Origin of the sequence: Litorihabitans aurantiacus (genome assembly GCF_030161595.1) — a bacterium.
Classification (GTDB): domain Bacteria; phylum Actinomycetota; class Actinomycetes; order Actinomycetales; family Beutenbergiaceae; genus Litorihabitans; species Litorihabitans aurantiacus.
This window is the reverse complement of record NZ_BSUM01000001.1, coordinates 876,922-897,296: the sequence shown is the minus strand read 5'-3', so window position 1 is coordinate 897,296 and position 20,375 is coordinate 876,922. Positions and strand designations below refer to the sequence as shown.

Below are 20,375 nucleotides of genomic sequence, written 5' to 3'. Positions count from 1 at the left end.
ACCAGGAGTCGGCGCCGCTGCCGCGCCTCGCGAGCGAGACCGCCGTGCGCACCTCGGTGGCCGCCGGTGGGGCGTCGTTCGGCCCGCGGCCGCGCGCGCTGCTCGTGTGGGCCTTCGCGGCGACGCCGGCGGCGCTCCTCAGCCTGTTCGGGCCCGACCGCTCGAAGGTGCTCGCGCTCGTCACCGTGCTGCTCACCTACGGCGGCGCGGCCGCCGTCACGTTCGCCACGCACCGCCGCCTGGGGCGCACGCGGCCGTGACGCGGCGCTGACGGTCCACGGACCGGCTGCACACGGGACGCGACGCCGCACGTGAGCCGACGCGCTCCCCGGCCGGCACGGCAGGACCCGGACCGGCGCGACACTCGACGGCCACCACGCCGTCCCCGCGCGACACACGCCGGTGGGCGTGGACGACGACGCCCCGGCACCACGGTCAGCCGTGGTGCCGGGGCGTTCGTGACGTCCGGTGTCGCCCTGTTCAGCGGGTGGGCTCGGCGCCCGCGTCGCCGTCGGACTCCGCGCTCGCTCCGCTCTCGGCCGGCTCGACGATCTCGGCGGCCTCGGCGTCGACCTCCCCTCGGACGCGACGTCCAGCGGTGCGTCGGCGGGGACCTCGACGCTGACCTCGGCCGGGTCGTCGGTCGGCGCGGCGTCGTCGGGTGAGAACGCGGCCGGCCCGGCCTCGGTCTGCTCGATCGGAGTCGCCTCGTCACCGGCCACCTCGTTACCGGCGGCGTCACCACCGGCTGCCGCAGCCGAGCTCGTCGGCTCGTCCGCCTGCTCCCCGGCCTGCTCGTCGGCGTGCTCGTGCGCGTGCTGGGCGGCCGCCGCGATCTGCGCCAGCGTCGCCTTCACGGCCTCGCGCGCCGCGGGGTCGACCTCGACGGGCGCGGGCGCCGGCGTCGCCGCGGGCGTCCCGGAACGGCTCGAGCTGGAGCGACCGCGCCGGCGCGAGGAGCGCGAGGACCCGCCGTCGTTCTCCTCCTGCTCGACCTCGTCCGCCGCGACGTGCTCGTGCGGCGTGCTCGCGACCGTGAACCCGCGGCCGTGGCAGTGCTCGCACGGCGTCGAGAACGCCTCGACGAGGCCCTGACCGACACGCTTGCGCGTCATCTGCACGAGCCCGAGCGAGGTGACCTCCGCGACCTGGTGCCGCGTGCGGTCGCGCCCGAGGCACTCGATGAGACGGCGCAGCACGAGGTCGCGGTTGGACTCGAGCACCATGTCGATGAAGTCGACGACGATGATGCCGCCGATGTCGCGCAGCCGGAGCTGGCGCACGATCTCCTCGGCCGCCTCGAGGTTGTTGCGCGTGACGGTCTCCTCGAGCGTGCCGCCGGACCCGGTGAACTTGCCGGTGTTGACGTCGACGACGGTCATCGCCTCGGTCCGGTCGATCACGAGGGACCCGCCCGAGGGCAGCCAGACCTTGCGGTCCATCCCCTTGGCGAGCTGCTCGTCCACGCGGGACGCGGCGAAGACGTCCTCGCCACCGGACCAGTGGTGCAGGCGCTCGGCGAGGTCGGGCGCCACCGAGGTGACGTAGCCCGAGATGGTCTCCCACGCGCCGTCGCCGGCCACGGTGAGGGTGGAGAAGTCCTCGTTGAACACGTCGCGCACCACGCGCAGGGCCAGCTCGGGCTCACCCTTCAGCAGCGCGGGCGCCGTCGGCTTCTTCCCGGTCGAACGCGCCGAGATGTCGGCCCACTCCGAGGTGAGGCGCTCGACGTCGCGGCGCAGCTCCTCCTCGCTCGCACCCTCGGCGGCGGTGCGCACGATGACGCCCTGACCGGCCGGGACGATCTCCTTGAGGAGCTTCTTCAGGCGCGTGCGCTCGTTCTCGGGCAGCTTGCGCGAGATCCCGGTCATCGCGCCGCTCGGCACGAGCACCAGGTAGCGGCCGGCGAGCGTGATCTGGGCCGTCAGGCGGGCGCCCTTGTGCCCGATCGGGTCCTTCGTCACCTGCACGAGCACCTGGTCGCCCGACTTCAGGGCCTGCTCGATGCGACGGGGCTGCCCGTCGAGTCCGGCCGCCTCCCAGTTGACCTCGCCGGCGTACAGGACGGCGTTGCGCCCCTTGCCGAGGTCGACGAACGCGGCCTCCATGCTCGGCAGCACGTTCTGCACGCGGCCGAGGTAGACGTTGCCGACCATCGAGGTCTGCTTCTCCGCGGCGACGTAGTGCTCCACGAGCACGCCGTCCTCGAGCACGGCGATCTGCGTCATCCCACCGCGCTCGCGCACGACCATGTCGCGCTTGACGCTCTCGCGGCGCGCGAGGAACTCCGCCTCGCTGATGATCTGGCGACGGCGTCCCGCGTCCCGGCCCTCGCGGCGGCGCAGGCGCTTGGCCTCGAGCCGCGTGGAGCCCTTGAGCGCGGTGACCTCGTCGCGGGCGCGCGAGGAGCCCGAGCCGGCTGAGCCACCGGCGCCGCCCTGGGCGCTCGACCCGCCGTCGTCCCCACGGCGACCGCGGCGACGGCGACGGCGGCGCGAACCGCCCGACTCGTCGTCGCCGTCGTCCGAGTGGTCGGAGGCGTCGGAGGAGTCCGAGGCGTCGGGGACGTCGGAGCTGTCCGCGTCGTCCGACCCGGCGCCGGAGCGCTCGTCGTCGCCCGCGTTCTCGCCCGAGGGGCGCTTGCGACCACGACCGCCACGGCGGCGACGGCGACGGCCGCCGCCCTCGCCCGCGTCCTCGTTGCCGCTGCCGTCGGTCTCGTCGACCTCGTCCGGCTCGACGCCCTCGGCGAGGTCGCCCTCGGTGTCCGCGCCGTCGGCCTCGCGCGCGCCGTCCGAGCGGCCGCGACCGGAGCCGTCGGCGCCGGTGTCGTCCGTGGCGCCGCCCTGCTCGGCGGTGGGCTCGCCCTGCTGACGGCTGCTGCGGCGCGAACCGCGGCGTCCGCGCGACCGCGGTGCGGCGGCCTCGTCCTCGGCCGGGGCCTCGTCCGCGGGGGCGTCCTCACCGGTCGGCGCGCCCTCGGCGGACCCGGTGGTCTCGTCGTCGGTGCGACGGCGACGGCGGCGCGCGGCGGGCGGCTGGAACAGCAGGGCGGCGGCGGGAAGGCGGGGCGCCTCACCCTCCTCGTCCTGCGTCGGGGCGCCCTCCTGCGACGCGCCGGTCGCGGCGGCGACGTCGGACGCGGCCTCCGTGCGGGACTCGCCCGCGCCGGCGCCGGACCGGGACCGGCGCGAGCCGCCGCGGCGGCCACGCCCCGAGGACGGTGCCTGGTCCGTGTCGGCCGCGTCGGGGGTCGCGGTAGTCACCGCGTCAGCACCCGCGGTGTCGGTGGTCGTGGTGTCGGCAGCCGTGGCGTCGGCCGTCTGGTCCGCGGACGCGCCTCGCGCGGAACCACGACGGCGCGAGGACGCCGGCGCGGGCGTCCCGAGGCCGAAGGCGGCGAGCACGTCGATACGCTGCTCGGGGTCGCGCTCGGGAGCCGGGGTGGACCGTGCCGCCGAGAACGGGCTCAGCGAGGGTGCGAACGACGCGGGCTCGTCGGCGGCGTCCTCCGCCTCCGCGGCGGCCTCGGTGGCGTCGCCCTCGACGATCTCCTCGGCGTCGGTCTGCTCGGCGGCGGTCTTGTCAGCCTCGGTCTCGTCAGCGGCGTCCTCCTCGGGCTGAGGCTCGGGCGCCGGAGCGACGGCCTTCTTCGCGCGCGACCGCCGCGGCTTGGTGGCCGTCGCCTCGGACGCGGCGCCCTTCTCGTCCGCCGCCGGGGTGGTCCCGTCTGCGGACGGGGTCGCGTCGCCGTCGTCGGTGGTCGCCGGAGTCGGCGAGACGTCCTCCGGGGCCACGGCAGCCTTCGCCCGCGACTTGCGGGGCGCGCGGGTACGAGCCGGCGCGGCGGGCGCGATGCCCTCGGCGGCCGCGTCGACGGCGTCACCGGTCACGTCGGCGCCGGCGGCGCGCTCGTCAGCCCCGGCCTCGACGGCGGCTGCCGCGGCAGCGGACGCCTCGGCGGCGCGCGTCCTGGCGGTGCCGGACCTGGAGGCGCGGGCCTTCGCGGTGTCGGACTTCGCGGTGTCGGACTTCGTCGCACCGGCCTTCGTCGTGCCGGACTTCGTCGTGCCGGACTTCGCGCTGCGAGCCTTCGACCCACCCGTCTCCGGGGCGGTGTCCGCCGCACCCGTGTCGGCTGAGGTGGTGTCGGCGGCGGTGGTGTCGGCGGCGGGGGTGTCGGCGGCGGTGTCGCCGGCCGGCTCGGGGGTGACCACCGAGGTCGAGGTCGCCCGGCGCGGCGCACGCTTGCGCGGCGCCTTCGCGGGGGCCGCCGGCTCGGCTGCCGCGGCGGGCGGCGAGGACGCCACGTCCGTGGCGGAGGTGGTCGGCGTCGCGGCGACGGCGTCGGCGCCGGACTCCGCGGGCGCAGCGGCCTCGGTCGGCTCGACGGGCGTGGTCTTGGGCGTCGTGACGACGCCGCGAGTGGCGCGGCGGGGGGCGCGGCGCTTCGGCGTCGACGCCCCGTCCTGGGTCTCGCTGCCGGTGGTGGTCTCGTTATCGAGGGCCATGCGTGGCTCCATGCTCACGGGTCGCGCCTACACCGGTGCATCGACCCGTGCCGTGTCGATCGGTGCGGGAGCGATCCCGCACCGGAAGTCTGTGTCGCCCCAGGCGGGGCCGACGTCGTCTGCACGACACCCTCGTCGCCGCACGACGCCACCGTGGTTCCAGCGGCGGTGCGAGGCGATCCGCGGGGCGGAGCCGTCGTCGGACCGGAGGTCGGTGTAACCCTCGTGGCCGTCGCAAGTATCGCACAGCGGGCCTCGACGGCGGGGGCACCCCACCCCGGCGAGCCGCACCGCCCATGACGCACCCCACGTCGCCGTCGGGACCAAGGTCCCCCGCCCGGACCGGGCCACGCACCTACGTTGGCTGCGGCCCCGATGACGCGAAGTCACCCACCGGCGTCCGCCGGACGTGCGGGGCCGCGTGCACGCACCGGCAGGAGACCCATGGAAGAGCTCGACCTCGCCCGCTGGCAGTTCGGCATCACGACCGTCTACCACTTCGTCTTCGTCCCGCTGACGATCGGCCTGGCCACCCTCGTGGCGATCATGCAGACGATCTGGCACCGGACGAACGACGAGCGCTGGCTGCGGATCACCAAGTTCTTCGGCAAGCTCCTGCTCGTCAACTTCGCCATCGGCGTCGTCACCGGCATCGTGCAGGAGTTCCAGTTCGGGATGAACTGGAGCGAGTACAGCCGGTTCGTCGGGGACGTCTTCGGCGCCCCGCTCGCCATGGAGGCGCTGGCGGCGTTCTTCGTGGAGTCGACGTTCCTCGGCCTGTGGATCTTCGGGTGGGAGAAGCTCTCGCGGCGCGTGCACCTGCTGTGCATCTGGATGGTCGCGCTCTCGACGACGGCGTCGGCGTACTTCATCCTCGCGGCGAACTCGTTCATGCAGCACCCGGTCGGCGCCGAGTGGAACGCGGAGCTCGGCCGCGCCCAGCTCACCGACATCGGCGCCGTCCTGACCAACCCGACGACGATCGCCGCCTTCCCGCACGTCATCACCGCCGCCTGGCTCGTGGGCGGCACGTTCGTCGCCGGCGTCGCGGGCTGGTGGATCGTCCGGTCGGTCCGCGCCGGGGAGGTGGACAAGGCTCGCACGATCTACCGGCCGGCCGCGTACGTCGGCCTGATCGCGATCGTCGTCTCCGGCATCGGCCTCGCGATCACCGGCGACCACCAGGCGAAGATCATGTACGAGCAGCAGCCCGGCAAGATGTCGGCGGCCGAGTCGCTGTGCGTGGGCCAGGAGGCTGCACCGTTCTCGCTGCTCACGCTGGGCGACATCAACGGCACGATCGGCGATCCGGACGCGTGCGACGACCTGATCCACGTCCTCTCGGTGCCCGGGCTGACCTCGTTCCTGGCCACCGGCAGCTTCAGCGGTCCGGAGAGCTTCGTGCCCGGCACGAACGACGTCCAGGAGTCCTTCGCGGCCGAGTTCGCCGGCGAGTACGGCGACGACATGCAGTACATCCCCAACCTGATGATCAGCTACTGGTCCTTCCGCCTGATGATCGGGTTCGCGGTGTTCTCCGGCGCGCTCGCCGTCGTGGCCCTGTGGACGCTGCGCCGCGGCCGGGTGACGCAGAGCCGGTGGTTCTCGCGGCTGTGCCTGCTGTCGCTGCCCATGCCGTTCCTGGCGAACATGTTCGGCTGGATCTTCACCGAGATGGGCCGTCAGCCGTGGGTGGTCGTACCCAACATCGGCGCCGACGGCGACCTCGACATCCGGCTGCGCACCGCCGACGGCGTCTCGACCGTGGTCTCCGCCTCCACCGTGATGCTGTCGCTGGTGGCGTTCACGCTCATCTACGGCGCGCTCGCCGTCGTGTGGTTCCGCCTGCTGCGCAAGGACGTCCTGGCCGGCGTGCCCGACCCCGCCCCGGCGGCCGCGTCCGACGGCGACGGCAACTCGACCGACGGGTCCGACGACGACGGCGACGGCACCCCCGCCGCGGCGCCGGGGACGCGAGCACCGTCCAGCACCTCGACTTCGCCTACTGAGCACGGAGGCATCACGTGGATCTCGCAACGCTCTGGTTCCTGCTCATCGCGATCCTGTGGACGGGTTACCTCGTCCTGGAGGGCTTCGACTTCGGCGTCGGCATGCTCATGCGGCCGCTCGGCCGCGACAACACCGACCGCCGGCTCGCGATCAACACCATCGGCCCGATCTGGGACGGCAACGAGGTGTGGGTCATCACGGCCGTCGGCGCCACGTTCGCCGCGTTCCCGCACTGGTACGCGACGCTGCTGTCGGGCTTCTACGTCCCGCTGCTGGCGATCCTGCTGGCGCTCATCGTGCGCGGGGTCTCGTTCGAGTACCGCCACAAGGTCGACACGCCGCGCTGGCGCGAGACGTGGGACCGCTGCATCGAGATCGGCTCGTGGGTGCCCGCGTTCCTGTGGGGCGTGATCTTCGCGAACCTGGTGCGCGGGGTCGAGATCTCCGACATGCAGTACGTGGGCGGGCTCGCCGCGATCTTCGACCCGTTCGCGCTGCTCGGCGGCCTGGTCACGCTGTCGCTGTTCCTCACGCACGGTGCCGTCTTCCTCGCCCTGAAGACGGCGGGCGACTACCAGCGGCGTGCGATGGCACTCGCCCCGCGCCTGGCGGTGCCGAGCGCGCTGGTCACCGTGGTCTGGGCCGTGTGGGCGCAGGCCGCGCACGCCCGCCAGGGCTGGACGTGGGGGTCGTGGCGATCGTCGTCGTCGCGCTCGCCGGAGTCGTCGTAGCGGCGCGGGCCCGACGCGAGGGGTGGGCCTTCACCGCCAACGCCGTGGCGATCGCCGCCGTCGTGGTGCTGGTGTTCGGCTCGATCTTCCCCGCCGTGATGCCCGCCACCGACCCGGCGGAGTCGCTGACGATCGCGAACGCCAGCGCGGGCGCCTACTCGCTCACGATCATGTCGTGGGTGGCGCTGATCCTCGTCCCGGTCGTGCTGCTGTACCAGGGCTGGACGTTCAAGGTCTTCAGCCGGCGCCTTCGGCGCGAGCAGATCCCGCCGTCGCCGAGCGAGCTCGCGGTGGCGTCCGCGGCGACGAAGGACCAGCCGACCCCGTGAAGCCCCTCGACCCCCGCCTGCTGCGGCACGCGCGATCGGCGCGCACGTTCGTCGTGCTCGCCGCGCTGCTGCAGCTCGGGGCCACCCTGGCGGTCCTGGTGGCGGCGTTCGCGATCGCGCACGCGCTGGCACCGGTGGTCCAGGGCCGCGCCGACCTGGCCGGGGTGGCGCCGGCGATTGGGCTGCTGGCGGCCGCCGTCGCGGTGCGCGCCGGCCTGACGTGGCTCCGCGAGCGCCTGGGGCAGCGCGCCGCCGTGGCGGTCGTCGGCGAGATGCGCACCGCGCTGCTGCGCCACGCGGGTGCGATGCCGCACCGCTGGCGCGCCGCGCGCGGCGAGGAGGTCACGGTGCTCGCGACCCGGGGGCTCGACGACCTCGTGCCCTACGTCGCCGGCTACCTGCCCCAGCTCCTGCTGGCCGCGATCCTCACGCCGGTCGCGCTCGCCGTCGTGCTCTGGCTGGACCCGATCTCGGGTGCGGTCATCGCCGTCACGCTCCCGCTCGTGCCCCTGTTCATGTGGCTGGTGGGCGTCACCACCCGCAACTACGCCGCCGAGCGCCTCGAGGCGCTGACGCGGCAGGGGGCGCAGCTGCTCGACCTGCTCGCCGGCCTGACCACGCTCCGCGCGCTCGGGCGGGAGATCGGTCCGGGGCGCCGCGTGCGGCAGCTCGGGGAGGGCTACCGGCGCACGACGATGCAGACGCTGCGGGTGGCGTTCCTCTCGGGCGCCGTGCTGGAGCTGTTGGCCTCGCTCGCCGTCGCGCTGGTGGCCGTCGAGGTGGGCATGCGCCTGGTGTACGGGCACATCGACCTCACCACCGGCCTCGCCGTGCTGATCCTCGCGCCGGAGATCTACCTGCCGCTGCGCGCCGTCGGGGCGCAGTTCCACGCCTCGACCAACGGCCTCACCGCCGCGCAGCGCACGTTCGCGGTGCTCGAGGAGCCGCTGCCCGCGGGCGGCGACACCGCCGTCCCGGCCTGGCGACGCATCCGCGTGACCGGCGCCGGTGTGCGCGCGGGCGGGCGCGGCTACCTCGCGCCGGGCGACCTCACCGCCACGATCGAACCCGGCCGCGTGACGGCCCTGGCCGGTGCCAGCGGCGCCGGCAAGACCACCGCCGCGATGGCGCTGCTGCGGCTGCAGCCCCTGGACGTCGGCACGATCACGCTCGAGCACGACGGCGGAGCCACCGACCTCGCCGAGGTGCGGACGCAGGGCGAGGGTGGCTGGTGGGCGCAGGCGGCGTGGGTGCCGCAGCGCGGGCACACCACGGGTGGCACGATCGCGAGCCACGTCGCGGGTGGGGACGACGACGGCGACGACGACGTACGGGCGCGCGACGCGGCCGCGGCCGCCACCGGCCTCCTGGCGGTCGTCGCCTCGCTCCCCTCGGGTGGGACACGCCGCTCGCGAGCGGCTCCGGCGGCCTGTCCTCCGGGCTGTCGGTCGGTCAGACGCAGCGGCTCGAGCTCACGCGGGCGCTGCTGCGCGGTTCCCGGCTCGTGGTGCTGGACGAGCCGACGGCACACCTGTCGGCCGACGACGAGCGCGCCGTCGTGGCCGCCGTGCGCGCGCTGGCGGACGCGGGCGCCGCCGTCGTGGTCATCGCCCACCGGCCCGCGATGCTCGCGGCGGCCGACGACGTGGTGTCCGTGCACACGCTCGCTCTCGACCGGCCCACCGAGGACGCCGAGACCGACGCCGTGCACCCCGAGCGCACCCGTGTCGACGGACGACCCGGGTCCGCGGAGCTCGCCGAGCCGACCCGGGGCTCCGCGCCGACACGCGTCCTCGAGGGCGACGAGGCGCGCGCCGGCACGACGGGACGACCCGCATGAGCGCGCTGCGCGAGGACCTCCGCGACGTGCGCGCCGTGCTGCCCCTGCTCGGGCTGCGGCGCGCGCTGGTGGCGCGCGCCGTCGCCCTCGGCTCGCTCACGCTCGGCGCCTCGGTCGCGCTCGCCGGCGTCGCGGCGTGGCTGATCGTGCGCGCCTCGCAGGCCCCGCCGGTGATGTTCCTCAACGTGGCCGCCGTCGGCGTCCGCACCTTCGGGATCGTGCGCGGCCTCTCGCGCTACCTGGACCGGCTCGCGTCGCACGACGTCGCGCTCCGCGGCGTCGTCAACCTCCGCACGGAGGTCTACGAGCGGCTCGCCCGCGGGCGCACCGAGTCGCTGGCCGGGCTGCGGCGGGGCGACGTCGCGGCGCGCACCGGTGCCGACGTCGACGACGTGGGCGACGTCGTCGTGCGCGCCCTCGTACCGGCCGGGGTGGCGCTGGTGGTCTCGCTGGGGTCGGTGCTCGCCGTCGCCCTGTTCCACCCCGCATCGGCGCTCGTGCTGCTGGCGTGCCTGGCCGTGAGCGCGCTGGTGGTGCCGCTGCTCGCCGCGCGCGGGGACGCCGCCGCGGAGAGCGAGCGCGTCGCGGCGCGCAGCGACGTCGCGACGGCGAGCGAGGAGCTCGTCTCACGCGCGGCCGAGCTGGCGCTGTCCGGCGGACGCACGCACGCGAACGCCGCGCTCGCGGCCGCGCACGCGCGCACGGGTGAGGCGGAGCGCGCCGCCGCCCGTCCGCTGGCCGCGTCGGCGGCGCTGGCCGTCGCCGCGACGGGTGCGAGCGTGATCGGCACCCTGCTGGTGGCGGTGCCCGCGCTGCTGCGGGGCGACCTGGCCGCCACCGAGCTCGGCGTCGTGGTGCTGCTGCCGCTGGCGGCGTTCGAGGCGACGGCGGCGCTCCCGGCGGCCGTGACCCAGCTGCACCGGTCGGCTGCCGCGGCGCGCCGGATCACGGCGCTGCTGGCGGACGCGGGGGCGCCGGTCGGTCCGGCAGCGGCCGTCGCGCGCGAGGCGACGCCCGGGGTCGACGAGCGCTCGTCCTCGAACCCGGCCACGCATCGCGACGAGGCAGCGGTGGTCGGCCCCGACGATCACGCCGGCGCGGTCGGCCCCGCCCACCCCGTCGACACCCCCGGCCTGCACGCCCGCGACCTGGTGTGCGCGTGGCCGGGCCGCTCCCCCGTGCTGAACGGCCTCGATCTCGACGTCGCCCCCGGCACGAGCCTCGCGATCGTCGGTCCGAGCGGCGTCGGCAAGACGACCCTGCTGCTCACGCTGGCGGGCATGCTGCCCCCGGCCGCGGGGAGGCTCTCGCTCGACGGCGCGACGCCCCACGAGCTGCGCGGGGCCGAGCGGACCGCGCACGTCGCCCTGACCACCGAGGACGCGCACGTCTTCAGCACCACGGTGCTCGAGAACCTGCGCGCGGCGCGCGGCGACGTGACCGCGCAGCAGGCCCGGGAGGCCCTCGCGCAGGTGGGGTTGCAGGACTGGGTCGCGTCGCTGCCGGACGGCCTCGACACCGCCGTCACACCGGAGACGATCTCCGGCGGTGAGCGGCGCCGGCTCCTCGTGGCCCGCGCCCTCGTCAGCCGCGCGCCGCTGCTCCTCCTGGACGAACCGGGCGAGCACCTCCCCGACGACGTGGCCGACGCGCTCGTGGCCGATCTGCTCGGCCTGACGGCGCTGGGACGTAGCGTCGTCGTCGTGACCCACCACACCGGAGCGCTCGGCCGCGCCGACGCCGTCCTGGACCTGTCGCCCGCGCGCGCCGGGATCGCGACCACCACGGGGACCACGCCGTGAGCACCCCCGTCACCCCCGCGCTGCTCACGCGGCTGCTGCGCCTGGCCGGGCAGCTCGACGCCGAGCAGGTCCTCGCGCAGCTCGTGGCCGACGCCGCCGAGCACACGGGTGCCGCCTACGCCGCGCTCGCGGAGCTCGACTCGCACGGCGAGACCTCGACGTTCGTGCAGCAGGGCATGCCCTCGCCGACCGCGGACCTGCTCGGCCGGCCGCCGCGCGGGACCGGCGTGCTGGGGGCGCTGCCCGACGCCGGCGTCCTGCTCCTCGACGACCTCACCCAGCACCCGAGCTTCGGCGGTTTCCCGCCGGGCCACCCGGTGATGCGGGCGTTCCTCGGGGTCCCGGTCGTCGCCAGCGGCGAGCTGCTCGGGCGGCTCTACCTGGCTGAGAAGGAGGGCGGCTTCACGGCCGAGGACGTCGACGTCGTGCAGCTGCTCGCGGCGGCCGCCGCCGTCGCGATCGGGAACTCGCGCCTCTACCGCCGCGCCCGCGTCCGCGAGCGCTGGCTCGCCGTCTCGCAGGAGATCACGACGCAGCTCCTCCAGGGCGACGACGAGGAGGACGTGCTGCAGCTCGTCGCGCACCGCATCCGTGAGGTCGCGGACGCCGACGCCGCCGCGATCGTGCTGCCGTCGCTCGACGACGCGTGGGTGGTCGAGATCGTCGACGGAACCCACGCCCAGGACCTCATCGGTCAGACCCTGCCCCGCCACGGTCCGGCGGCGCAGACCGTCACGACCGGGCACGGCCAGCTCGTGGACTCGATCGCGCGCGAGGCGCACCGGTTCGTGGAACCGGCGCGCGTCTTCGAGCGGGCGCTCTACGCCCCGCTGCAGCCGGGAGGGGGACGGGGGCGCGTACGTGCCGGCGAGCCCGGGTCGGCCGGGTCGGCCGGGTCTGTCGGGGCCCCGATCCCCGGACCGGAGGCGCACCGGGAGGTGACGGCCGCGAGCGTCGGCGTCCTCATCCTGTTCCGACTGCCCGGACGCCCGGCCTTCACCACCGACGACCTCGCGCTCGCGCACGACTTCGGTGCGCAGGCCGCGCTGGCGCTGCGGCTCGCGGCGGCACGGCACGCCGAGGACGTGGCCTCCTCCTGTCCGAGCGCAACCGCATCGCGCGCGACCTGCACGACCTCGCGATCCAGCAGCTGTTCGCGACCGGGATGCGGCTCGAGCACGCCACGTCGCTGCTCGAGGACGCCCCGCGCGCTGCCGAGATCCGCTCGGAGCTGGAGCAGGCCATCGACGGCGTCGACGAGGGGGTGCGCCAGATCCGCGGCATCGTGCGGTCGCTGCGGGACCGCGACGAGCAGCTGCCCGTCGTCGAGCGGCTCGTGCGCGAGGCGTCGCTCGCGCGCGCCAGCCTGGGGTTCGCCCCCTCGATGCTCCTCACGCTCGACGGCGAGCAGCTGGCGCGCGCCGACGCCGACGGCGAGGAGTCCGACGAGATCGACGCGCGGCTCGGCGTCGAGCTGGGTGACGACGTCGTCGCCGTCGTGCGCGAGGGCCTCTCGAACGTGGCACGGCACGCGCAGGCGACCAGCGCGCGCGTGGAGATCGACGTCGCCGCGCGCTCGGTGCGCGTGCTCGTCACCGACGACGGTCGCGGCCCCGACCCCGCCACCGACCGCCGCAGCGGGCTCGCCAACCTGGCGGCGCGGGCGCAGGACCACGACGGCGTCGCCCGGCTCGCCCCGGCGCCCGGCGGCGGGTCGGAGCTGCTCTGGGAGGGCTGGATCCGCTAGGCGCTCAGCGCCGGGAGTCGCTCAGCGTCGGTGGAGACTCAGCGCCAGGTGGTGCTGTGCTGGCTCGCGACCCAGGCGATGACCTGGGTGCGGCGCGAGAGCCCGAGCTTCGCGAGCATCGAGGTCACGTGGTTCTTGACCGTCTTCTCCGCGAGGCCGAGGCGCTCGGCGATGTCGCGGTTCGTCATCCCCGTGGCCACGAGCTCCAGCACGCGCGTCTCGCTGGCGGTGAGCTGGTCGGTGGGGTCGGGGTGGGCCTGGCGGCGCCGGGTGAGGGTCCGCTCGTCCAGGAGCGTGCGCCCGGCCGCGACGGCGCGCACGACGTCGACGATCTCGGCGCCGCGCACCGTCTTGAGCACGTAGGCGCGGGCGCCGGACTCGACCGCGGCGGCCACGGCGTCGTCGTCGTCGAACGAGGTCAGGACGACCGCGCGCGTCTGCGGCGAGGACGTCGCGAGCGCGCGGATGACCTCGATACCGGTACCGTCCGGCAGCTGGAGGTCCACGAGCGCGACGGCGGGCCGCAGCAGGCCACCCCGGCGGACGGCGTCCGCCACTGTTCCCGCCTCGGCGACGACCTCGAGCCCGTCCGCGGCGGAGACGACGTCGGCGATGCCGCGACGCACGACCTCGTGGTCGTCGACGATCATGACGCTGGTGGGTTCGTGCACGCCCCCAGGTTATCGAGGCGTCGGCGACGGCGCCCGCTGGCACCGCGGGCACACGTGCGAGGAGCGGTTGGCGAACACCAGCCGCGCGATGCGCGCCTCGCAGCGCGGGCACGGGCGGCCCTGCTGGCCGTAGACCGCGAGCGAGCGGTCGAAGTAGCCCGAGGCGCCGTTGACGTTGACGTACAGCGCGTCGAACGACGTACCGCCCTGGACGAGTGCCTGCCGCATCACCTCGGCGGCCCGCTCCAGCACGCGGCGCACCGTGGCGGGCGCCATGCCGGCGAGCGCGCGCTCCGGGTGCACCTTCGCGCGCCACAGCGCCTCGTCGGCGTAGATGTTCCCGACGCCGGAGGCGAGGGTCTGGTCCAGCAGCGCGCGCTTGATCGTGGTGCGGCGCAGCCGGAACCGGCGCACGAGGGCGGCCAGGTCCAGGGTGGGGTCGAGCAGGTCGCGCGCGATGTGGGCGACCTGGGCGGGGACCTCGGGGCCGGCGGTTCCGCTCCCGGCGTCGCCCCCGGGGCCGCCGTCCGCCGTCGGGACGAGCGGGTCGAGCGCGAGGTAGCCGAACGTGCGCTGGTCCACGAAGTCGAGCACGCCGCCGTCGGTGAAGGACAGCCGCGCGGCGAGGTGGCGCGGCTGCGGCAGGTCGACGGCGTCGGGCGCACCGCGCACCAGGAGCTGGCCGCTCATCCCGAGGTGGAACAGGAGGGCGGAGCGGTCGACGTCGGGCGCCGGGTGGGGCGCCGCACCGGTTCCGGTGGCGCCGTCGGTGCCGTCCGCGTCCGCGAGGGTCAGCCACACGAACTTTCCCCGGCGGACCGCGGCCGCGACGTGCGCACCGGCCAGGCCCTCCTCGAGGTGGCGGGCACCGCCGAGGCTGCGGCGGGCCGCCCGGGCCCCGCCGACGCGCGCGGACGCGATCGTGCGGCCCACGACGTGGGCCTCCAGACCCGCGCGGACCGTCTCGACCTCGGGGAGCTCGGGCACGTCAGACCGCGTCGGGCTCCGGCGCCGCGGCGGCGGGCGGGCCGTCGTCCGCGGCGGCCGCACCGGCGGCCGTCGACGCGGGAGCGCCGGGTGCCGGCGTGAGCGGCGGTGCCGTGGGAGGTGCGCCGTCGGGCGTTGGATCGACGAGCGCGAGGAACGCCATCTCGGCCGCGCCCTGCTCGGCGTGCTTCTTCGCCGTGCCGGTGCCGTGCCCGCGCTCGACGCCCGAGAGCGTCACCCGGGCGGTGAAGCTGCGGGCGTGGTCGGGGCCGGTGTGGTCGACGTGGTAGGCCGGGACGCCGAGGCCCAGCTCGGCGGAGCGCTCCTGGAGACTCGTCTTCCAGTCGAGCCCGGCCCCCGCGCTCGCGGCGGAGGACAGCAGCGGTTCGAGGAGCCGGAGCACCATCGTGCGGGTGCGGTCCAGGCCGACGCTCAGGAACGTCGCGCCGATGACGGCCTCGAGCGTGTCGGAGAGGATCGAGTCCTTCTCGGCGCCGCCGGAGGCGGCCTCGCCGCGACCCAGCAGCAGCGCCCGGCCGAGCCCGAGCGGACCGGCCACGCTGGCCAGGGCACGCTGCGACACGCACGCCGCCCGCATCTTCGCGAGCGACCCCTCGGGCACGTCCGGGTGGTGGGTGAAGAGGTGCTCGGTCACCACGACCCCGAGCACGGAGTCGCCGAGGAACTCCAGGCGCTCGTTGGTGGGGATGCCGCCGGCCTCGTGCGCGAACGACCGGTGGGTCAGGGCGAGCACGAGGAGCTCGGGGTCGATCTGCTCACCGAGAGACGCGATCAGCGCCCCAGGCGCCACTCGCGTGGCCTGGGGCGCTGATCGACCCCCGCGGGGGCTGGAAGATCTCGGCACGACGCTCAGGCGTCGGAGCGGATCGCCTCGGCGTAGGTGCGCTCACCGTAGGCGCCGCAGGACGGGCACGCCTGGTGCGAGAGGCGCGGGGCCTTGCACTTCGGGCAGGTGCTGAGCGTCGCCGGGGTCGCCTTCCACTGCGAACGGCGCGCACGGGTGTTGCTGCGCGACATCTTGCGCTTGGGAACAGCCACGGTGTTTCCTCATTCCTTCAAAGGTCAAAGCCGGAGATGATCCTACGGCATGGACGGTGCTGGTCGGCGCGGATCGGCTCGCGTGTGTGCGAGGCCTCAGGCCGGGGAGCCGGGTCGATCGCCCGGCGGGGTGTCGTCGCTCTCGAGCGACTCCTTGAGCGCGGCCCACCGGATGTCGATCTGGTCGTGGTCGTGCGGGTCGGTGTTGAGGTTCTTGCCGCACTGCGCGCACAGTCCCGCGCAGTCCGGCCGGCAGTACGGCTGGAACGGCAGGGCCAGCACGACGGCGTCGCGCACCGTCTGCTCGAGGTCGATCTCGTCGCCCTCGAGCGTCTGGATGTCCTCGGCCTCGTCGTCGTCCGGGTGGACCTCGATGGCGCCCGGGTAGGCGTACAGCTCGGAGAACGTCACGTCGATCTCGTCGCGCACCTCGCCGAGGCAGCGCACGCACTCCCCCACCAGAGGGGCGTGCGCCTCGCCGGTCACGAGGACGCCCTCCATCACGGACTCCAGCCGCAGGGACAGATCGACCCTCGCACCCTCGGGCACGCCGATCACCTCGATCGCGAGGTCGGCGGGGGCCGCCACCTCGAGGTCGAGGGTGCGCTGCGCACCGGGACGGCGCGCCAGGTCACGGGTGGTGACGGCGAACGGTGAGCGCGACTGCACGCGGCGGCTCCTGGAGAGGTGGGGTGGGGCGTCGGTCCGAGGACGGGAGTCCCGTCGCAACGGTCGAACGGGCGTCGGGCCGACGGACGATCCTAGCGCACCGCCGCCTCAGCCCTGCTCGCGGCGCCCGCCCTGGCGTGCGGCGAGGCGCGCACGCCCGGCGAGCACCTGCTGCTTGACCGCGTCGATGTCGACCTCGAACTGCGCGAGCCGCGCGTCGCAGTAGGAGTCCGCACCGGCCTCGAGCTCGACGACCCGCGCCTGCGCGGCCGCCTCGATCTCGGCGGCGCGCGCGTGCGCCCCCTGGGTGATCTCGTGCTCGGAGACGAGCTCCTCGGCCTCGGCGCGCGCCTTCGCGACCAGCTGCGCCGCCTCGTCCTTGGCGCGCGAGAGCACCGCCTCGGCGTCGGTGACGATCTGGTCGGCGGCGGCCACCTGGTCGGGCACGGCGTCGCGCGCCGCGGCCACGAGGTCGAGCACCTCGGCCCGGTTGACCATCACCGAGGCGCTCATCGGCATGGCCCGCGCGCCGCTCACCAGGGTGGCGACGTCGTCGAGCAGCCCCAGGAGCGGGGCGGAGGGATCGGCGCTGTTCGTGCTCATCGGGGCTCTCCTAGCTCCAGGCGTGCCCGCACCAGGTCGGCGGTTCCGGGCGGGACGAGGTCGTCGATCGCTCCCCCGTGGCGCGCGACGTCACGCACCATCGAGCTCGCGATGTGGTTGAGGTGGCCCGCGCCGACGACGAAGACCGTCTCGACGCCGGACAGGTGCCGGTTCATCGCGGCCATGGGCGCCTCGGCGTCGAGGTCTCCCCCGCCGCGCAGGCCCTTGACGATGAAGACGTCGCCGCCGGACGCCGTCGCGACGTCACGGCAGAAGTCCACCAGCAGGCCGGGGATGATCTCGGCGCGCACGCCCGGGAGGTCGGCGACGGCCTCCGCGATCGCGTCCCGTCGCTCGTCGGCGGTCAGGAGCGGGGTCTTGCCCGCGTTGCGCCCGACGGCGACCACCACCTCGTCCGCGAGCGCGCGGGCGCGGGCGACGACGTCGAGATGGCCCAGGGTGACCGGGTCGAAGCTGCCCGGGACGACGGCGGTGCGCACCCGAGCAGCCTATGCCTGCGCGTGGTCGTGGGGGGCCCGCTCGAGCAGGTGGAGCGCGGTCTCGCCGTAACGGCGCGTCTCCCAGAGCTCCAGGCCCTCCGGCAGCGCCGGCTCGGGACTGCGTGTCGAGCGCTCCACCACCACGACGGCGTCCTCGTCCAGGTGCGTCGCGAGCGCATCGAGCGCCCGTGTCAGGTCCGCCTCGCCCAGGTCGTAGGGCGGGTCGACGAACACGAGCCCGAAGCGCTCGCCCGCGACGGGCGCGGCCGCGTCGGAGGCGAGGTAGGCCTCGACCTTGCGCGGCACCACCTCGACGACGTCGCGCAGCCCCAGCGCCCCCACGTTCTCGCGGCAGACCTGGGCGGCCTGGCGCGCCGCCTCGACCAGCACCACGCGGGACGCCCCGCGGCTCGCGGCCTCCAGGCCCAGCGCCCCCGAACCCGCGTACAGGTCGAGGACGCGACGCCCGTCGACGAGGTCGTGGTGGTCCAGGCGGGCGAACAGCGCCTCCCGCACGCGGTCGGTCGTGGGGCGGGTCCCCTTCGCCGGCACCGCGATGGTGCGTCCGCCGTGCGTCCCCGCGATGATCCGTGCCACCGCGCCAGCCTACGGTCGCCGCGACCTAGTCCCGTGGCGGGGCCGCGAAGGCGCCCGACGCGCCCGCCCGCACCTTCCGCCGCCGCGCGTGGGTCGCGACCGCCACGAGGATCGCCGTCACCAGGACCTGCAGGGCCGCGAGGACCGGCCGGGGCCCCACGAACAGCGCGATGATCACGGGCAGGCACGCCACGACCGCGAGGATCGGTCCCGTCGCGAGCGAGGTGACGATCCCGGGCGGGAACGCCCCCATCGGCGACACGACGAGCGGGCGGCTCCAGTCGGGCGGGTTGCGGTAGGCCGCCTTGGTCGCGGCGGCGGCGATCGCCGGGGCGAACAGGACGAGCTGCACCACCCATCCGAGCTCGAGCCCGCGCAGGAGCGCGACGGCCGCGCCCGACCACATCAGGCACACGAGGCTCGGCACGATCAGGCGGATCGCGCGTGCCGCGCGGGCGGAGATGCCGAACGCGCGGTCGAGCGCGGGGGCGTGCTCCGCCTCGCGCGCACCGGCGGTGACGGCGTTGGCGGCGAGGTAGACGCCGACGACGAACGCCAGCGCCGCGAGCACCTGCGAGGCGCCCGCCGTCGTCACGGCGACCGGTAGCCCGAGGCTCGCGACCAGCACCACCAGCTGGCGCGGCGCCCGCAGGAGGAGGAGCGCGTCCGCCGTCGTGATCGCCCCGACGACCCCGCGCACCCAGCCCATCGACAGCGTGCGGCGGCGCTGGTCGCGGCCGGGGTCGGTCAGGACGCGGCCGAGCTCGCGCATGTCGAGGGTGCTGATGGCGAAGGTCGCCATGCCGGTGCGCGCGCCGCGGTCGCGCAGCGCGGCGCCGGGGATCTGCGCCAGTCGGCGCAGGAGCACGACGACGGCGGCCACCCCCGCCGCGAGCGCCACGACCGCGACGACGAGCGCGGGCGCCGACGGCGCCGCGACCCCCGCGAGACCCACCCCGATCCACAGCGCGACGGCGACCATCGCCAGGAGGTCGCCGGCCAGCGCCAGACGCCGGGCCCGGCTGCGGGAGGCGGGGGTCGTCTGGGTGATCGCGACGGCGGCCGCGAGCGCCGCCCCGAGACCGGCGCCGGCGAGCACGGCCCACACGATCGTGGCCGGACCGGCGTGCGTCAGAGCACTGATCGCTCCCCCGGCGATCGCCCCGCCGAGCGCGGTCGAGGCGATCCACGCCGTCGCCGTCGGGCGCAGGAGCGAGAGGCGGTCGGCCGGCGTGGGGAGCCACCACAGCGCACCGGCGCCGCCGACACCGATGGGTCCGAGGCGGGCGAGGACACCGAGCGCGAGGCCCGCGACGGTGAGACCGGCGACGAGCCAGAGCCAGCCGGCGTCGAACGCGGACCCCTGCTCGGTACCGCTGAAGTCGGCGCCGAGCACGTGCGCGCCGCTGATGGCCAGCGCGACCGTGACCACGAGGGTGAGCAGGTAGGTGTAGGCGTCTCCGACGAGCTGCGAGAGCGGGGCGCCGCCGTGGCCCCGACGGGCGGCACGGGTGAGGGCGCGCAGCTGCGAGCCGGTGGGGACGGCGTCGAGCTCCGGACGGGTGGTCACAGCGCCTCGATCGCCGCGACCGCACCCTTCGGCGAGGTGCGCCGCACGGCGTCCTCGGCGATGAGCAGGGCCTCGGTGGCCACGGTCTGCACCAGCGCGGGGTCGTGCGTCGCCATGAGCACGGTCACGCCGTCGGCCCGCTCGGCCACCAGGCGCTGCGCGAGGCGGTCGCGCATGCCGGCGTCGAGGCGCTGCTCGGGCTCGTCGAGCACGAGGAGGCGGCGGGGTCGGACGAACGCGGCGGCCAGCAGCATGCGGCGGCGCTGACCGGAGGAGAGCGCGGTCGGCATCGCGGCGGCGCGATCGGTGAGCCCGAACTCCTCGATCAGCTCGGTGACCAGGGCGCTCGCACGGCTGACGCCGTGCCCGCGCGCGAGCAGCAGCAGGTGCTCGCGGACCGTGAGCGAGGGGAAGCTCGTGTCCTCGTCCATGACGGTGCTGACGGCCGCGCGGAAGGCGGCCTCGCGCTCGTCGACCTCGCGGCCCAGCACCTCGACGCGCCCGCCGAGCGGCGCGAGCAGGCCCACGAACGCGCGCAGCAGCGTGGACTTGCCCGTACCGTTCGCGCCGACGACGGCGAGCGCGCGGCCGGGTGCGACGTCGATCGTCACGGGCGGGCAGACCGCCGAGGCCGCGGTCTCGCCGTAGCCGACGAGCAGCGCGGAGGTCCGCAGCGCGGGGGTCTTCCCGGCGGCGGCGGGCGTGGCGTGATCCTTCGTCGCGGCAGGCACGCCCGTCAGCCTAGGACT

15 protein-coding genes and 4 pseudogenes are annotated in these 20,375 nt (G+C 75.5%); 8 read left to right on the top strand and 11 right to left on the bottom strand.

What is annotated here, in order from left to right; genetic code table 11:
* Nucleotides 1-557: 557 nt before the first annotated feature.
* Nucleotides 558-3,407 (bottom strand): annotated as a pseudogene (locus QQK22_RS19160) (Rne/Rng family ribonuclease); the annotation flags it as partial.
* A 1,548-nt stretch (nt 3,408-4,955) separates the two neighbouring features.
* On the opposite strand from QQK22_RS19160, the pseudogene QQK22_RS04150 reads away from it, so the two are divergent.
* The 8 genes and pseudogenes from QQK22_RS04150 to QQK22_RS19150 all read left to right on the top strand — a co-directional run.
* Nucleotides 4,956-6,452, top strand: a pseudogene (locus QQK22_RS04150) (cytochrome ubiquinol oxidase subunit I); the annotation flags it as partial.
* 83 nt (nt 6,453-6,535) lie between these two features.
* The gene (gene cydB / locus QQK22_RS04145; RefSeq protein WP_348525494.1) at nt 6,536-7,252 is read left to right on the top strand and encodes a cytochrome d ubiquinol oxidase subunit II; all 717 of its coding nucleotides are present in this window, start codon (nt 6,536-6,538) and stop codon (nt 7,250-7,252) included.
* The gene (locus QQK22_RS18550) at nt 7,168-7,581 is read left to right on the top strand and encodes a cytochrome d ubiquinol oxidase subunit II (RefSeq protein WP_348525493.1); all 414 of its coding nucleotides are present in this window, start codon (nt 7,168-7,170) and stop codon (nt 7,579-7,581) included. Before cydB ends, QQK22_RS18550 begins: the two co-directional genes overlap by 85 nt.
* A pseudogene (locus QQK22_RS04140) lies at nt 7,578-8,705 on the top strand (ABC transporter transmembrane domain-containing protein); the annotation flags it as partial. The gene QQK22_RS18550 and the pseudogene QQK22_RS04140, both read left to right, overlap by 4 nt.
* A gap of 107 nt (nt 8,706-8,812) precedes the next feature.
* Nucleotides 8,813-9,421, top strand: a complete 609-nt coding sequence (locus tag QQK22_RS18545) for an ATP-binding cassette domain-containing protein (protein ID WP_348525492.1) — start codon at nt 8,813-8,815, stop codon at nt 9,419-9,421.
* Nucleotides 9,418-11,223: a thiol reductant ABC exporter subunit CydC gene (cydC, locus tag QQK22_RS04135; RefSeq protein ID WP_284249610.1), complete on the top strand. Its 1,806-nt coding sequence runs from the start codon at nt 9,418-9,420 to the stop codon at nt 11,221-11,223. Before QQK22_RS18545 ends, cydC begins: the two co-directional genes overlap by 4 nt.
* Nucleotides 11,220-12,218 (top strand): annotated as a pseudogene (locus QQK22_RS19155) (GAF domain-containing protein); the annotation flags it as partial. The gene cydC and the pseudogene QQK22_RS19155, both read left to right, overlap by 4 nt.
* Nucleotides 12,219-12,319: 101 nt before the next feature.
* Nucleotides 12,320-12,970, top strand: coding sequence for a sensor histidine kinase (locus QQK22_RS19150; RefSeq protein ID WP_431310179.1), 651 nt, complete (start codon nt 12,320-12,322; stop codon nt 12,968-12,970).
* Nucleotides 12,971-13,008: 38 nt separating this feature from the next.
* On the opposite strand, the gene QQK22_RS04125 is transcribed toward QQK22_RS19150, so the two are convergent.
* The 10 genes from QQK22_RS04125 to QQK22_RS04080 all read right to left on the bottom strand — a co-directional run bounded on the left by QQK22_RS04125 (nt 13,009) and on the right by QQK22_RS04080 (nt 20,357).
* Nucleotides 13,009-13,620, bottom strand: a complete 612-nt coding sequence (locus QQK22_RS04125) for a response regulator (RefSeq protein ID WP_284252527.1) — start codon at nt 13,618-13,620, stop codon at nt 13,009-13,011.
* Nucleotides 13,621-13,650: 30 nt separating this feature from the next.
* Nucleotides 13,651-14,628, bottom strand: a complete 978-nt coding sequence (gene mutM / locus QQK22_RS04120; protein WP_284249607.1) for a bifunctional DNA-formamidopyrimidine glycosylase/DNA-(apurinic or apyrimidinic site) lyase — start codon at nt 14,626-14,628, stop codon at nt 13,651-13,653.
* 1 nt (nt 14,629) lies between these two features.
* Entirely contained in the window at nt 14,630-15,439 is an 810-nt protein-coding gene (gene rnc, locus QQK22_RS04115) for a ribonuclease III (protein WP_284249606.1), read from the bottom strand.
* A 59-nt stretch (nt 15,440-15,498) separates the two neighbouring features.
* Complete coding sequence (rpmF, locus tag QQK22_RS04110; protein ID WP_284249605.1) at nt 15,499-15,687, bottom strand: 50S ribosomal protein L32; 189 nt, start codon at nt 15,685-15,687, stop codon at nt 15,499-15,501.
* 96 nt (nt 15,688-15,783) lie between these two features.
* The gene (locus QQK22_RS04105) at nt 15,784-16,356 is read right to left on the bottom strand and encodes a YceD family protein (RefSeq protein ID WP_284249604.1); all 573 of its coding nucleotides are present in this window, start codon (nt 16,354-16,356) and stop codon (nt 15,784-15,786) included.
* Nucleotides 16,357-16,464: 108 nt separating this feature from the next.
* Nucleotides 16,465-16,959 (bottom strand): hypothetical protein, encoded by a 495-nt coding sequence (locus QQK22_RS04100; RefSeq protein ID WP_284249602.1) that lies wholly within the window; start codon nt 16,957-16,959, stop codon nt 16,465-16,467.
* Nucleotides 16,956-17,459, bottom strand: a complete 504-nt coding sequence (gene coaD / locus QQK22_RS04095) for a pantetheine-phosphate adenylyltransferase (RefSeq protein ID WP_284249600.1) — start codon at nt 17,457-17,459, stop codon at nt 16,956-16,958. The genes QQK22_RS04100 and coaD overlap by 4 nt, the downstream gene beginning before the upstream one ends.
* Nucleotides 17,460-17,468: 9 nt before the next feature.
* A complete protein-coding gene (gene rsmD / locus QQK22_RS04090) occupies nt 17,469-18,056 on the bottom strand; it encodes a 16S rRNA (guanine(966)-N(2))-methyltransferase RsmD (RefSeq protein ID WP_284249599.1) in 588 nt (195 codons plus the stop codon).
* Nucleotides 18,057-18,081: 25 nt separating this feature from the next.
* Entirely contained in the window at nt 18,082-19,626 is a 1,545-nt protein-coding gene (locus QQK22_RS04085) for a DUF6297 family protein (RefSeq protein WP_284249597.1), read from the bottom strand.
* A complete protein-coding gene (locus QQK22_RS04080; RefSeq protein ID WP_284249595.1) occupies nt 19,623-20,357 on the bottom strand; it encodes an ABC transporter ATP-binding protein in 735 nt (244 codons plus the stop codon). The genes QQK22_RS04085 and QQK22_RS04080 overlap by 4 nt, the downstream gene beginning before the upstream one ends.
* Between the last annotated feature and the right edge of the window lie 18 nt (nt 20,358-20,375).

Bases quoted from the DNA above. Each gene is read 5' to 3' on its own strand.
- cydC (WP_284249610.1), top strand. From the start codon at position 9,418: ATGAGCGCGCTGCGCGAGGACCTCCGCGACGTGCGCGCCGTGCTGCCC.
- QQK22_RS04125 (WP_284252527.1), bottom strand. From the start codon at position 13,620: ATGATCGTCGACGACCACGAGGTCGTGCGTCGCGGCATCGCCGACGTC.
- QQK22_RS04100 (WP_284249602.1), bottom strand. From the start codon at position 16,959: ATGAGCACGAACAGCGCCGATCCCTCCGCCCCGCTCCTGGGGCTGCTC.